This is a genomic window from Nonomuraea sp. NPDC051941 (assembly GCF_044593615.1).
Map to the genome: position 1 here is coordinate 73,119 of NZ_JBIUCF010000004.1, position 14,327 is coordinate 87,445.

12 protein-coding genes are annotated in these 14,327 nt (G+C 71.8%); 8 read left to right on the forward strand and 4 right to left on the reverse strand.

Annotated features, from left to right (window positions below):
- Window positions 1–6: 6 nt before the first annotated feature.
- Complete coding sequence (locus ACIHFD_RS09525; RefSeq protein WP_397366346.1) at window positions 7–1,659, forward strand: non-ribosomal peptide synthetase; 1,653 nt, start codon at window positions 7–9, stop codon at window positions 1,657–1,659.
- Complete coding sequence (locus ACIHFD_RS09530) at window positions 1,652–6,868, forward strand: SDR family NAD(P)-dependent oxidoreductase (protein ID WP_397366347.1); 5,217 nt, start codon at window positions 1,652–1,654, stop codon at window positions 6,866–6,868. Before ACIHFD_RS09525 ends, ACIHFD_RS09530 begins: the two co-directional genes overlap by 8 nt.
- Here ACIHFD_RS09530 and ACIHFD_RS09535 read toward each other — a convergent pair.
- On the reverse strand, window positions 6,849–7,547 hold the full coding sequence (locus ACIHFD_RS09535; RefSeq protein ID WP_397366349.1) for a thioesterase II family protein: 699 nt from the start codon (window positions 7,545–7,547) through the stop codon (window positions 6,849–6,851). The genes ACIHFD_RS09530 and ACIHFD_RS09535 overlap by 20 nt on opposite strands.
- 69 nt (window positions 7,548–7,616) lie before the next feature.
- Between ACIHFD_RS09535 and ACIHFD_RS09540 the strand changes: the two genes are divergently transcribed.
- From ACIHFD_RS09540 to ACIHFD_RS09555, 4 genes are all read left to right on the forward strand, one after another.
- Entirely contained in the window at window positions 7,617–8,339 is a 723-nt protein-coding gene (locus tag ACIHFD_RS09540; protein ID WP_350727512.1) for a sulfite exporter TauE/SafE family protein, read from the forward strand.
- A 102-nt stretch (window positions 8,340–8,441) separates the two neighbouring features.
- Entirely contained in the window at window positions 8,442–9,146 is a 705-nt protein-coding gene (locus ACIHFD_RS09545; protein ID WP_397366350.1) for a molybdopterin-dependent oxidoreductase, read from the forward strand.
- On the forward strand, window positions 9,112–9,759 hold the full coding sequence (locus ACIHFD_RS09550; RefSeq protein ID WP_363971171.1) for a cytochrome b/b6 domain-containing protein: 648 nt from the start codon (window positions 9,112–9,114) through the stop codon (window positions 9,757–9,759). The genes ACIHFD_RS09545 and ACIHFD_RS09550 overlap by 35 nt, the downstream gene beginning before the upstream one ends.
- Window positions 9,760–9,807: 48 nt before the next feature.
- Window positions 9,808–10,359: a CGNR zinc finger domain-containing protein gene (locus tag ACIHFD_RS09555; RefSeq protein WP_350727510.1), complete on the forward strand. Its 552-nt coding sequence runs from the start codon at window positions 9,808–9,810 to the stop codon at window positions 10,357–10,359.
- A gap of 16 nt (window positions 10,360–10,375) precedes the next feature.
- Here ACIHFD_RS09555 and ACIHFD_RS09560 read toward each other — a convergent pair whose 3' ends face one another.
- A complete protein-coding gene (locus ACIHFD_RS09560) occupies window positions 10,376–10,909 on the reverse strand; it encodes a hypothetical protein (protein WP_397366351.1) in 534 nt (177 codons plus the stop codon).
- A gap of 73 nt (window positions 10,910–10,982) precedes the next feature.
- A complete protein-coding gene (locus ACIHFD_RS09565) occupies window positions 10,983–12,437 on the reverse strand; it encodes a S10 family peptidase (protein ID WP_397366352.1) in 1,455 nt (484 codons plus the stop codon).
- Between the two features lie 102 nt (window positions 12,438–12,539).
- Here ACIHFD_RS09565 and ACIHFD_RS09570 point away from each other — a divergent pair, with 102 nt between their 5' ends.
- Together ACIHFD_RS09570 and ACIHFD_RS09575 are read left to right on the forward strand one after the other, a co-directional pair.
- The gene (locus ACIHFD_RS09570; RefSeq protein WP_397366353.1) at window positions 12,540–13,013 is read left to right on the forward strand and encodes an ATP-binding cassette domain-containing protein; all 474 of its coding nucleotides are present in this window, start codon (window positions 12,540–12,542) and stop codon (window positions 13,011–13,013) included.
- 57 nt (window positions 13,014–13,070) lie between these two features.
- Window positions 13,071–13,784 (forward strand): PAS domain-containing protein, encoded by a 714-nt coding sequence (locus tag ACIHFD_RS09575; protein ID WP_363971191.1) that lies wholly within the window; start codon window positions 13,071–13,073, stop codon window positions 13,782–13,784.
- A gap of 10 nt (window positions 13,785–13,794) precedes the next feature.
- Here the strand turns inward: ACIHFD_RS09575 and ACIHFD_RS09580 are convergent, their stop codons facing one another.
- Window positions 13,795–14,310, reverse strand: coding sequence for a hypothetical protein (locus ACIHFD_RS09580; protein WP_397366354.1), 516 nt, complete (start codon window positions 14,308–14,310; stop codon window positions 13,795–13,797).
- Window positions 14,311–14,327: the final 17 nt, after the last annotated feature.

The window sequence follows — 14,327 nt, forward strand, 5'->3', positions numbered from 1 at the left end:
GCTAGCGTGAGCCGAGGGGACGACCTGATCAGTCCCGTCCGTGACCCGGCCGGCACTGCCGCGCCGGGACTTCTCGGACGGGTGCCACGTGACCCGGGCAGGGTCGCCCTGGTCCACGAGGGCCGTGACATCACCTTCGGCGACGTCGCCGCGCTCAGCGAGGACGTCGGCGACGCCGTGCGGGCTCACCGCCTGGAGGGCCGCGTGGTGGGCGTGCCGGCGGAGCGGAGCCCGGAGTTCGTCGCGCGGATCGTGGGGGTCTGGCGCGCGGGCGCCGTCCCGGCGATCCTCGGGGACTGGGGTCCTGAGCGGGTGCGCGGAGCGTTGACGGCCACCGGCGCCGCGGCGACCTTCGGGCCCGCCCTGACTGATCTGGAGCCGCTGGACACCGGCCGGCAGCTCCATGGCGAGGACATGGGAGAAGTCAGCCATGTCCTCTTCACATCCGGCACGACGGGCAGGCCCAAGGGGATCGTCGTCGGACGGGCGGCCTTCGAGGCCGCCGGCGTGGCGTTCTTCAAGGAACTGCCCATGGACGAATCCGATCGGATCGCCTTTCTCAGCAGGCCCGGCCACGACCCGAGCCTGCGGGAGCTGATCGCGCCCTGGCTCACCGGCGCGACGTTGTTCATTCCCGACGGCCGCACGGCCTCGGATCCCCGGCTGACGGCGGCCTGGCTCGCGAAGCATTCCATCACCGTGCTCCAGGGCTCGCCGGTCCTCCTCCAGCTCATGGCCGGCTCGTCGGGGCTTCCCGTCGAGAGCCTGCGGCTGGTCTGCTCGGTGGGGGCACGGCTCACGGCCGCGGCGCTGCGGTCGACGGCCCGGTTCGCCCCGCGTGCCACCATCGCCAACTGCTACGGCGCGTCGGAGACCCCGCAGGTCGTGTGCATGCACCAGGTGCCGCCCGGTGAGGGGGTCGCGAGCGAGGACCCGGTTCCCATCGGACGCGCGCTCGGCCACGCCTCTGTCAAGATCGACAGTGCGGGCCGGCTGCACGTGGAAGCCGCCGCCTGCGCGCTCGGCTACACCGACGGAACGCCGCTGCCGGCTCCCGGCCACGACGGCCGGCGCTGGTACGACACCGGCGACATCGTCCGCCGGCTGCCGGACGGCTCGATGTGCTTCGTCCGGCGGGCGGACCGGCAGGTCCAGGTCAACGGCACGCGGGTGGAGCTGGACGAGATCGAAGGCGCGGCCGCCCGGGTCGCCGGCGTCGTCGACGCGACGGCGACGTTCGTCGAGGACGGCAACGGGGTCGGATCCGTACGCCTGACCGTCGTACGCGGCCCCACGGCGGCGGTCGACGGCGACGACGTTCGTGCGGTGCTCGGCGACTGCCTGGACCCCGCGGTCATGCCTTCGAGCATCGAGGTGCGCGACTCGCCTGGCGGGCAGGGTGCGGACCGGGCGGCGACGCTGTGGGAGGTCCTTCACGAGAGCGCGCAATCCGCTCTCGGCCGAGGCGGAGGCCGGATCGACCCCGACGGCGGGTTCTTCGAGGCGGGTTTCACCTCGATGTCTCTCATGCGTTTCGTGGCGGAGGTCTCCGTGCGTCTCGGAACGGAGATCTCTCCCGTGCTCGTCTTCCAATATCCCACCCTGAATGCCTTTGCCGATCACCTGCGGGAGAACCTGAAAGAAGGACGACATGGGTGACCTCGTTGAGCCGATCGCGATCATCGGGATGGCGGGTCGTTTCCCGGCCGCGGTCGACACCCGGCAGCTCTGGAGCAACCTCGTCGCCGGGGAGGAGGCAGTGCGCTTCCCGTCCGCGGACGAGCTCCGGTCGAGCGGCGTGTCACGCGAAGCGCTGGACGACCCGGCCTACGTGCGGGCGGTGGCGGAGCCTGAGGGCATCGACCTGTTCGACGCCGAGTTCTTCCGCCTGACCCGGCGCGAGGCCGAGGCGTGCGACCCGCAGCTGCGGCTGTATCTGGAGACCTCGCACGCCGCCGTCGAGAACGCCGGCTACGACGCTTCGAGGCTCGGCAGAGCGGGCGTGTTCTCGTCGGTCGCCGCGAACCGCTACGGGATCGGCCGCGTCCTCGGCAGCCTGGAGGCGCTGCGGAGTGCCACGGGCATGGCGGCCGGCATGTGGAACAACCCCGACAGCGCCTCGACGCTGGTCTCGTACAAGCTGAACCTGCACGGCCCCAGCATGACCGTGCAGAGCGCGTGTTCGAGCTCGCTCGTGGCCGTGCATCTCGCCGTGAACGCGCTTCGGCTCCACGAGTGCGACGTCGCCCTGGCCGGCGGCGCCGACGTCGAGTTCCCCGTCGGTCACGGGTACTGGTGGGCCCAGGACGGCCCGCTGAGCCGGGACGGCCACTGCCGCCCCTTCGACGCCGCGGCCGGCGGCACGATCTTCGGCAGCGGCGTCGGCGTCGTGGTGCTCAAGCGGCTCGCCGACGCCCTGGCCGACGGCGATCGGATCTCCGCGGTGATCCGCGCCGTGGCCGTCAACAACGACGGCGCGAACAAGGTCGGCTTCACCGCGCCCAGCGCCGATCGGCAGGCGGAGGTCGTGCTGAGGGCCATGGAGGTCGCCGGCGTGGGTCCCGGGGACATCGGGTACGTCGAGGCGCACGCCACCGCGACCCGGCTGGGTGACGCCATCGAGATCGCGGCGCTGCGGAAGGCGTTCGGCGCCCGGGCGACGTCGGGGCAGTGCCCCATCGGATCGATCAAGGGGAACGTGGGCCACCTGGGTCACGCGGCGGGGATCACCTCGCTGATCAAGGCCGCGCTGTCGCTGGCCCATGAGCAGATCCCCGCGAGCATCAACCTTGAGGAGGTGAACCCGCTCCTCGGGCTCGGGGACTCACCGTTCTTCGTCAACGACACGCTGCGGCCCTGGCCTCGATCGGCCGGCCGCCGCCTGGCGGGGGTCAGCTCGTTCGGGATCGGCGGCACGAACGCGCACGCGATCCTCGAAGAGGCGCCGCCCCGCGCGGTCGCCCCGGCTCCGGGACCCACGCAGCTGATCGTGTGGTCAGGACGGACGCCGTCCGCGGCCGAGGCCTACCCGGAGCGGCTCGCCCGTTCCTTCGAGGAGAGCGCGGACCCGCTCTCCGATGTCTCGTTCACGCTGCAGAAGGGACGCACGCCGCACCCGGTCCGAGGCGCCGTGGTGGTCGAGAGCCTGTCCGACGCGGCCACCGCCGTGCTCGACCGCGCGAGGCGGATCGTCACGCCGGAGGAGCCGGCGGACCGGAGCACGGTGTTCCTGTTCCCGGGAGAAGGGGCGCAGCACGCCCGCATGGCGGCGGAGCTCTATCGCACCGAACCGGCGTTCGGCGCGGCACTCGACGAGTGCTTCGAGCTCTTCGAGGCCCACGGGCCGGCGCAGCGGCGGATCTGGGAGGGGGCGTCGGAAGGGCTGGAGGACACCACCGTGCTCTTCAGCGTCGAGTACGCGCTGGGGCGGCTGTGGCTGGCGCTGGGCATCGAGCCCGACGTGCTGCTCGGCCACGGCATCGGGGAGTTCGCGGCCGCCGCGCTCGCCGAGGTGTTCACCCTCCAGGAGGCGGTACGGCTGGTGAGCGCCCGCGCCCGGGCGATGGGCGAGGCGCCCCAGGGCGCGATGCTGGCGGTCGCGGCCGACCTGGACACCGTGACGCCGCTGCTCTTCGGGAGCCTCGGCGTCGCCGTGGTGAACGGCGACCGGCAGACGGTCGTCGGCGGCTCGGTGGAGGACGTGCGCCGCTTCGAGGACGAGGTCCTCGCCGGGACGGGGCTCGCCGCCTCCCGGCTGAGAGCGCGGCACGCCTTCCACACCCCGGCCATGACGGGCGCCGCCGAGCGGTTCCGATCGGCCTTCGACGGCATCCGGCCACGCAGCCCTCGTTGGCAGGTCTGCTCGGCGTCCACAGGCGGCCTGGTGGAGGCGGCACAGCTGCGCAGCGTGGACTTCTGGGTCCGGCAGCTCACCCGGCCCGTCCTGGTCAAGCAGGCGCTCGATGCCGTGTTGTCCGGCGGTGACCGGGTGCTGGTGGAGGTGGGCCCCGGGCGGACGCTCACGACCCTCGTACGGTCACATCCTCAGGTGCGCGCCAAGCGTCACCTGGCGGTGCCGACGCTCCCGAACGGGCCGTCGAAGGGCGCCACCGAACGCGCCTCGTTCCTTCACGCGCTGGCCCGGATGTGGACCCTTGGCGCGGACGTGAACTGGTCGGCGCTGAGTGCCACGGGTCCTCGGCAACGCGTGCCTCTGCCGGGCTACCCGTACCAGCGCGAGCGGCACTGGATCGAGCGGGCGTCGCCGGGCGGTTCGCCCGCTCAGGAGGCGCGGGAGCCGGCGGGCCGCGCGGTGTACCGGCTGCCCACGTGGGTGGAGGCCGCACCGGGCGGGCACCGCGACACCCCCGCCCGGGACCGGCCGCTGGTGTTCCTGCCCGACGATCCGCGACGAGCCGGCGAGCTGGCCGCCCTGCTCGGCAAGGCCGGGTGGGACGCGTTACGGGTGCGGCACGGCTCCTCGTATTCGGAGGCGGCGGACGAGTTCGTGATCCGCCCCCGGCACCCGGCGGACGTCGTCCGGCTGCTGGACGAGCTGAGAGAGTCGCGGCGATACCCGGACCTCATCGTCGACGCGACGCAGCTCGGAGATCCGGCCGAACCTGACCTGGGCAACATCGACGACCAGCTCGACGCCGGTTTCCACCGGATCGTCGAGCTGCTGCAGGAAGCGGCCCGGCGGGCGCCCGACAAGCGCGCCCGCGACGTCCTGGTGGTCACCGAGCTGTCCGCGGACGTGACGGGCGGCGAGACCGTGCATCCGGTGCGGGCCATGCTGCTCGGGCTCCTGCGGAGCTACATGCTCGAGAACCCGCGTGCCAGGTGCAAGCTCGTCGACGTCCAGGGGGGCGCGATCGACGATCGGCTGCTCGGGGAACTGCGCGGCCCCGAGCGATCGGAGATCGTCGCCCTGCGGGGGGATCGGCGTTGGGTCCCCGGCGAGCGGGAGCTCGTCCCTGGCGGCGTGGGCCCTGCCGACCTGCGGCGCGGGGGTGCCTACGTCATCACCGGCGGGCTGGGCGGCCTCGGCCTTGCCGTGGCGCGCGGCCTGGCGGACACCGGCCTGCGACCGCGGTTGCTGCTGCTGGGTCGCCATGCGACAGGCGGGCACGACGCCGAGCTCGCCGAGATCCGGGCGCTCGGAGCCGAGTGCCGCGTCGAGGCCTGCGACGTGACCGACGTGGAGGCGCTGCGGCGCGCGATCGACCGGGCGTCGGACTCCTTCGGGGGCGTCAACGGGGTGTTCCACCTGGCCGGCGTGGCGGGAGGGGGCATGCTCCAGTTCCGGACGCGGGAGCAGGTGTCGGCGACGCTCGCGCCGAAGGTCCACGGTACGTTGGCCCTGGTCGAGGTGCTGCGGGGCCGGACGGACCTCGACTTCTTCGTGGCCTTCTCCAGCCGCGCGGCGCTCAGGGGCCTGGTCGGCAGCGCCGACTACGCCGCGGCGAACGCCTTCCTCGACGCGCTGGTGCGCCGCCAGCCCCTGGCCGGCTGCGCCTCGATGACCATCAACTGGCCGTCCTGGGCCGAGGTCGGCATGGCCGCCCGCCAGGGGCGGCAGCCGCAGGCCGGGCGCTCCGGACCGGGGGCGGAGGTGCGCCGGTGGTCGACCCCGCTGTCGGCCGAGGACTATCCAATCCTGGACGAGCACCGGATGAACGGCGTGCCGGTGCTGCCGGGCACGGCCCAGGTCGACTTCGTCCTGCGCGCCTTCCGCGAGGCGATCGATCACCCGGACGGGCGGCCCGCGCAGCTGCGCCACATGGTCTTCCGGCAGCCGATCACCACCCCGGAGCCCGTGTCGCTCGAGGTGGGCTTCGAACCACATGAGGACCTCTGGCGATTCACCGTCCGCTCCGCGCCGCTCTCGCCGTCCCCCGACGCGTCCGGCGACTACCGCGTCCACACGACGGGTGAGATCCGGCTGGCGGACGCCGGTGCGGGCACGGTGGACCTGGACGGGCTGCGCGCGTCGCTGCCCGAGCGGCGGGTGCCCGCGAACGACCCTGACAACCGGCTGTTCACCATCGGTCCGCGGTGGCCGGGAGAGGAGATCTGGATCTCCGGGGAGGACGCCGGCACGAAGCTCGCCGTACTCACCTTTCCCGAGGCGTTCGACCATGAGCTCGACGAGCACGCCCTGCACCCCACCCTGCTGGACGCGGCGGTGTCCCTGGCGCGGGATCCTGACCACGAGCCTCCGCACGCGCCCTTCGCGTACCAGTCGATCGTGGTGCACCGGCCGATACCGGGGCTCGCGTACAGCCACATCCGCCGGCGTCCGAGCGGTTCGGACACGATCGTGGCCGACATCGACGTGCTGACGGCCGGCGGTGACGTCGCCGTCGAAGTCAGGGGCTTCACCATGCGCCGCGTCGACGAGTCCATGGTCGCCCCCGAGACCTACCGTGAGGAGCGGGACCCGGGGATCACGCCCGCGGCCGGGGTCGGCATGTTGCTGCGCATCCTGGGCGGGCCCGGCCACAGACAGGTGGCGATCACCATGGCGGGCGAGGACGCGGTGCTGAAGAACCCCGAGGTCACGCCGGACGACGATGCGGAAGAGGACGCATCGCCCGATCGCATCACGGATGAAACGCCGTCGGACGGGGCGTCGCTGGAGGCCCGGCTGACGGAGATGTGGTGCGCCGAATTCGGTGTGGAGTCGGTCCGCCCCGACGAGGACTTCTTCGAGCTGGGCGGCGACTCCTTCGCCGCCGTGGGGCTGGTGGAGGAGATCCGCAGGGGTTTCGACGTGGACGTCGGCATCGCCGTGATCTTCGACCACCCGACGGTGGCCGAACTGTCCGCCGAGTTGCGGCGGCTGCTCAGCCGCGAACCTTCCTGACCCATTCGCGCAGGGTCTCGGCAGGCAGCTCCTCGACGACCTGGTGACCGCCGTCGATCAGGTGGACCGACAGCCACTCCGTCGTGTACCGGCTCCAGTCGTCGAGGCACTCGGTGTCCCAGGAGCTGGCATCGTCTCTGGCGCCGACCGCGACGATCGGCGCGTCGAGCACCGGGCGCGGGTCCGACTCCAGATAGCGGTTGAGGAGGCGGTACTCGGACCGCCAGAGACGTGCGTACTCGGGGAGGGCCACCGTGTCCAGGATGTGCGGCGGCGCCTCGATCTCCTCGGCCAGCGCCCGGTCGGGCAGCTCCGCCAGAGGCGAGACAGGCGTGCGATGCGGCGGGTACTGGCACATGACGACGATGCCGCGAACCTGCCGCTCCAGGTGCCTGGCCGCCTCCAGGCAGACCAGAGCACCCATGCTGTGCCCCACGAGCACGACCTCCGTGACACCGGAGTCCGCGACGAGGGACGCGAGCGCCGCACCGCGCACGTCGACGGAGGGCACGCTCATCGGCTCGCTCCAGCCGGCCCGGCGGATGACAGGTTCCCGGCCCGGTTCGTTCCACCGGTCCACGAACTTCGTCCGGCCTCCCAGACCGGGAACGAAGATGACGGCCTGGTCGCCATCGAGTGACGGGCTGACGACGTAACTCGCAGATTCCTGACCACTCATGTAATTCGCTCCTAATTAACCCCTGACAATACTGGATCATTTAAATGGATCTATGGCAAAGTGTGATAGGTGTCCACGCTGCTTGCTGCCGCCGTGATCATCCTGATTGCTTCAACGGTGCACGCCGTGACCGGGTTCGGGTACGCCCTCGTCGCCACCCCGCTGCTGGCCCTCGCGGTCGACCCCCATACAGCGGTGGTCTCCACCACGATGTCCGCCCTGGCCATGACCATCACGATCGCCGTGCGCCAGCGTCACCACGCCGAGTGGAAGGTGGCCATGATCGCCATGGCCGGCATCGTGCTCGGCCTGCCGATCGGCCTCTGGGTGTACGGAGTGACGTCCGAGCGATTGCTCACGGCGCTGATCGGGGTCGGAGTCTTAGGCTGCACGGTGATGGTGTGGCGGCGCGTGAAGGTGCCCGGAAATGTCCCCGTATTGGTGGGAGTCGGTCTCGTGTCCGGCGCGCTTTCGACGTCCACCGGCACCAATGGGCCGCCGATGGTCGCCGCCTTCCAGGGCATGGGCTATGAGCCCGCGAAATTCCGCGCCACCCTCTCGGCGGTGTTCGCCGGCACCAGCGTGTTCAGCCTGATCGGGTTCGCCGTGGCCGGCCAGGTGAACACCCAGTCGCTCTGGATCGGGCTGGTGGGCCTGCCCGTCGTGCAGCTGGGGTGGTTCGCCGGCAACGCGATCTTCAGCCGGATCGATCCGGATCGTTTCCGCAAGGTGGTGCTGGCCGCTCTCCTCGTCAGCGCGGCCGTGACCCTCGCCAGCGCGCTCAACGGCTGACGCCGGCGAGCGAAACGCGCACTCGGGGACAATAGTGACGGAAGTCTTACGGGACTCCGCCTTTCCGCGCGGCCCGGAGCCGCGGGTGCTCGAATCGCCCATGTGACTCATGAACGACATTCGGCGGAGAGCGGCCCGCCCATCGCGCGACGGGTGATGCTCTCGATGCTCGGCGCGGGCGCCGCCGGCCTCGCCGCCGCGCCTCTCGTGCGGAGCGACTGGGAACGGCTCCTCGGGGCGGCCTCCCAGAACGACCCCACCGGGCTCAGCGGGCTGCTGCCCAACCCGGGCGGCTTCCGGTACTACAGCGTCGCGGCCTCGGTGCCCAGGAAGACCGCGGCCGACTACCGGCTGGAGATCGGCGGCCTGGTCGAGCGGCCGGGGACGTACACGCTGGACGGGCTGCGCGCCCTGCCCCAGACCCGGGTCGTCGGCGAGGCACGGTGCACCGACGGCTGGCGGGTGCCGGACGTCCCCTTCTCCGGGGTGCTGCTCTCGCACCTCCTGGACGCGGCGGGGGTGCGTCCCGAGGGCAAGGCGGTCCGCTTCACCTGCTTCGACGGCGTCTACAGCGAAAGCCTCACGCTCGAACAGGCCCGCCGGGCCGACGTGCTGGTGGCCCTGGACATGCTGGACGCGCCGGTCACGCACGCCCACGGCGGCCCGGTGCGGCTCTACGTCGCCCCGATGTACTTCTACAAGTCCGCCAAATGGCTGTCCGGCATCTCCGTCACCGACCAGGTCATCCCGGGCTACTGGGAGGAGTACGGCTATGACGTCGACGGCTGGCTCGACCCGGCGGCCTGAGGGCTCGCGGCGGCGGTTCAGCCGGGGCGAGCGGCTGGTTCACCGCGCGACCGCCGGGCTCATGCTGCTGTGCGCGGGGACGGCGGCCTGCCTGTACTTCCCGCCGCTGGCGCAACTGGTCGGCCGCCGCCATCTGATGGTCGTCGTGCACGAGTGGTCGGGGCTGCTGCTGCCCGTGCCCGTCCTGCTCGGTCTCGCCTCGCGGGCGTTCCGGGCCGACCTGCGCAGGCTCAACCGGCTGGCGCCGTACGACAGGGAGTGGCTGCGCGGGGTACGCGGGCGGATCCCGGGACCGCGCCCGGCCGGCAAGTTCAATGCCGGGCAGAAGGTCTACGCCGGGTGGATCGCCGGCGCCGTGCCGGTCATGACGTTCACCGGCCTGCTGATGTGGTTCACCGGCCTGCTGCCGGGGATCCCCCGCGCGAGCGCGATCTTCGTGCACGACCTGACGGCGGTGGCGATCGCCGCCGTCGTGATCGGGCACATCCGGCTGGCGTACCGGGATCCGGAGGCGCGGCGCGGGATGCGTACGGGCTGGGTGACGACCGCGTGGGCCAGGAAGCACCATCCCCGCTGGCTCGACGACGGGACGGACGGCCAGTCACCGGCTTGAGCGGTGATGGCGATTGCACGGCGAGACGTCACCTGTCAAACTGGTGATGTGAAGCATGTCTTTCTGTGCGGCAACCCCGCGCTCGACCTGGCCTGCACGCTCCGGGCCCGCCGCACCACGCGCTTCGAGACGCTGGACGCCCCGGACCGGCTCGACGCCTGGTATCTGGAGTCCGGCATCGTCGACGCCGTCTCCCCCTGCCAGGAGGCGGACCTGGTCCAGGCGGTGGCGGTGCGGGAGGCCGTCTACGCGCTGGTCACCGCCCGGCTGGCCGACGACGGATATGACGACGAGGCGCTCGCCCTGGTGAACGAGACGGCGCGCAAGCCGCCGGCGACACCCCAGCTCACCGCCGAGGGGCGGTGGGTCGAGGCGACGCCGGCGCAGGCACTGTCCACCGTGGCGCGGCACGCGATCGAGCTCCTCAGCGGCCCGGAGGTGCCGTTGATGAAGGAGTGCGCCAACCCCGAGTGCACCAAGGTCTTCATCGACCGCTCGCGGGGCGGGCGGCGGGAGTGGTGCGGCATGGAGTCCTGCGGCAACAAGATCAAGGCGGCGGCCTACCGGGCCCGCAAGAAGGAGACGGCCGGGGCCCGCTGACCCCGGCCGGCGGCGATCAGGCGGGGTAGTCCTTGGGGTTGATCTGCGAGGTCTGCGCCTTGCCGCCCTTGACCGGGTGGAGGGTGATGGTCCAGATGCTGTACGAGGTGGCGGTGGTGACGAACTTCAGCCGCTGGTTGAAGCGCTGGTAGGCGGCCCCCACGGCGAACCTGCGCTTGCTGGTGCTGAAGCGGGAGCCGGTGGTGAAGTAGATCCGGTACGAGCCGTCCCTGACGTCCTTGATGCTCGCGGACGACTTCGCGCGGACGTAGATGCTGATCGCCTTGGTCCTGCCCTTGACGAGGGTGACGACGCCGTCCCTCGGCGTGCCGTTCTTGATCTTGAGGACGCCGCGGCCACCGCTGAGGCCGTCGTAGATGATCCTGCCGTTGCCCGGGCGGGCCGCGGCGGCGTTCTGCGAGGCCAGGGCGACGGACTCGGTGCCGGTCGCGGCGGTGGCGCCGGCCGGTAAGGCGGTCAGCAGGCCGGCGGTCAGCGCGACGGCGACGGCACCGGCCCGCAGGGCGGCTCCTTCGAGAGGTTTCTTCACGACGAACATCTCCTTGGGCACATGGTCACAGCCAGGGACAAACATAGAAGAAACCGGGCGGATCGCGTACCTGTTATGTCACAGGAGCACTCTTCACGAAGTCGCGGAGGTCGCCGGACAGCTCCCGCAGGCTCGCCTCCACGCTGTACATCATGTGTCCCCCGGCGTAGGCGGCCGTCCTGACGCGTTCGCGGGGCCAGGCCGACTGGCGTACGGCGTGCCGGGCGGCGCCGATCGTCGTCGTGAGGTCGAAGAGGCCGGTGCAGATGAGCAGCCGCATCGCCGGCGCCCGCGTCATCGCGCGGGCGATGGAGTCCATGTAGGGCCAGTCCCCGAAGGGGGACGTCGCGCCCCACCGCCAGACGTCCGCCGGGGCGCGGCCTTCGGCGTCGGCGGGCGGCTCCATGCCCCGGTAGTCGCCGGGCCGGCCGGTCTCGAGGAAGTCCTTCAGGTGGGTCGCGATGGCGGGTTCGAGCGCGTCCACGATCGCCGAGACGCCGGTGGGATTCACCGGTCCGCCGACGCGCGCGCTGAACGACCCCTCGACGGCCGGCTCGGGCACGGCCGGCGGTCCCGCGTACCGGCCGTCGTACATGTAGAGGACGAGCCCTTCCGCGGCCAGAAGTTCGGCCCGGAAGTCGTGCTTGGACAGGCGCAGGTTCCGCTCCGCCCAGCGGCTCGCCGGGATCCCGGTGAGCGACGCCAGCCGTTCCGCCAGGCGATCCCGCTCCCCGGCGGGCAGGTCGTCGCCCTGGAAGAGCCCGGACAGGTATTCCGTGTCGGCGAAGTGCGAGGACTCCGTGATCACGTCGTCGAGGGTGCGGCCGGCGCGGTCGATCTTGCCGTGGTACCAGGCGATCGCCGTGAGGGTGGGCAGCGAGACCGCGTAGCTGAGGATGTTGGCCGGCCGCCAGCAGGTTTCGATGATGTTGGTCGCCTGGCTCACCAGGACGACGCCCTCGACGTGGACCGGCTCGGCGAGCGCGGTCAGCAGTTCCGAGACCACCGCGACCCTGATGGATCCGTAGCTCTCACCCACCAGGTACACCGGGGAGGCCGACCGGTCGTGGTCGCGCAGCCAGCCCTCGATCCACGTCGCCATCTGGCGCGCGTCCGCGTCGACGCCGTAGTACGTCGCCGGGTCGACGCCCTCGGCCACCCTGCTGAAACCGGTGCCGGCCGGGTCGAAGAAGACGAGGTCGGCCACGTCAAGCAGGCAGTACTCGTTGTCGACGATCGGGAAGCCCGACACGTCGGCGGCGAGGTCGTCCGGGTAGGCGATCCTGCGCGGCCCGAGCCCGCCCATGTGCAGCGGTGTGGCCGCGACGATCGGCCCGCCGTTGCAGGCGAAGATCACCGGGCGGTCCGCGGGGTCGCCCTGCCCGGCGGCCACGTACTGGGTCGACACCACGTACGCGCCCGGTTCGCCGCCCTCACGCGGGACGGCGGCCTCCCGGACGGTGGCGGCGTAGCGCAGCCGGCGGCCGTTGAACACGCCTTCATGAAACGTCGTCACCGGCTCACGCACGGGGGTTCCTCTCCAGTCGGTGCTTTCACGACCGCGCGAAGGTCGGCGGCCAGACGTTCGCGCGACTCGCGCCCGAGATAGGGCATGTGGCCGGACTCGTAGGTGCGTACGCTGACCCGTTCCGGGTCGATGGGGGCCTGCGCGGCGCTCACGGAGGCGCTCGCCGTCGGCGGCACCGGTCAGCGGGTCGGCGACCTGCTCGACCTGGTGGGCCTGCCCGCCGCCTACGCCGCCCGCAAGCCGAGCGCGCTGTCCGGCGGCGAGCGCCAGCGCGTCGCCATCGCCAGGGCCATCGCGGTCCGGCCCCGCCTGCTGATCTGCGACGAGCCCGTGGCCGCGCTCGACGTGTCCGTCCAGGCGCAGGTGCTGGAGCTGCTGCGCGAGGTACGCCGGGAGCACGGCACCAGCATGCTCTTCATCACCCACGACCTGGCGGTGGTGCGGCAGATGACCGATCGCGCCATCGTGCTGCGGCACGGCGAGATCGCCGAGAGCGGGGACACGGGCACGATCCTGGACTCCCCCCGGCACCCGTACACGATCAGCCTGGTGGAGTCCGTGCCCCGGCACGAGTGAACACTTCGACATACTGTTGAGATCGATCCTGCGAGACACGAGACAGGGGTACGGCCAATGACAGCCACGTCCGCGGACGGCGAGCCGACGTTCACCACGAACGAGCGGGCCCACGCCGCCCTGGTGGTCGAACTGCTGGGCCCGGTCATCCCGGCGCTCGCCCAGGCCATGGGCCCCAAGACCGAGGCGGTGCTGCACAACCTGACCACGATGCCCAACACGATCGCCGCCATCGGCGGCACGCTGACCGGCAGGGACATCGGCGGTCCGCCCACCGACCTGGGGCTGCGCACGTTCAAGGCGGGCTGGACCGAGCACCTGATCGGCTACCGGTCGGAGACCGCCGACGGGCTGGTGATGCGCTCGTCGAGCATCTTCTTCCACGCCCCGTCCGGCAAGTCGGTGGTGTGCCTGTGCGTCAACACCGACATCGGCGACCTGAAGCGGGCCGAGGAGATCCTCCATGCGATGACCGCCCTCGCACCCGGGGCGGGCCCGATGCTCGACGCCCCTCCCGGCAGGCCGGCGGAGACCTTCCCGGTGTCGCTGGAGAGCCTCGGCGAGGGGATCCTCGACAACGCGATCAACGGGGCCGGGGTGCCGGTCGACCTGATGAAGAAGTCGCACAAGGTCGCGGTGGTCGAGGACCTCAACAAACGCGGCTTCTTCACCCTGCGCGGCGCGGTGGACCAGGCGGCCCAGCGGCTCAACGTCAGCCGCTTCACGATCTACAACTACCTCAACGAGCTCCAGGCCGAGACCGTCGACTGAACGTCCGGCCTCAGGTGTCCTCCCGCGCTCCCACGACGATCACGCCGGCCGTGTGCAGGCTGGTCAGCAGGGTCCAGTCGTCGGCCGGGTCGAGCCAGACCTGGAGCTCCGCCGGCCCCGACGGCCGCGGCAGCGCCCCGGCGGGCTCGTAGAAGGCCGAGACCAGCACCAGGGGCACCGGCGCCTCCCACCGGGAGGGGGCCGGTGGCTCGTGCCGTCCTCCGAGCAGGACGGCGCGCTCGGCCTCGTCGCAGGCGTCGAGCTGCGGCCCGGCCGCGAGCTGGGCCTGCACCCTGACCTGCACGTCCATCGCGAGGCCGACCCGCGCCGCGGCGCGCTCGCCGTCGGTGGCGAGCGAGGCGTAGCCGGGGATGAGCATCCCGGTCAGCTCGGCGGCGTCGTCGGCGTAGCCGCGGTAGGTCCCGTCCGCGTGGATCATTTCGTAGCGGTACGGCCGGCCGCCGCCGTTGACCGGGGCGGGCGGAGGCGGCTCCGCCGCCGAGGAGTTGCGGATGATCACGGCCACCGGCCGGCCTCCCGTTC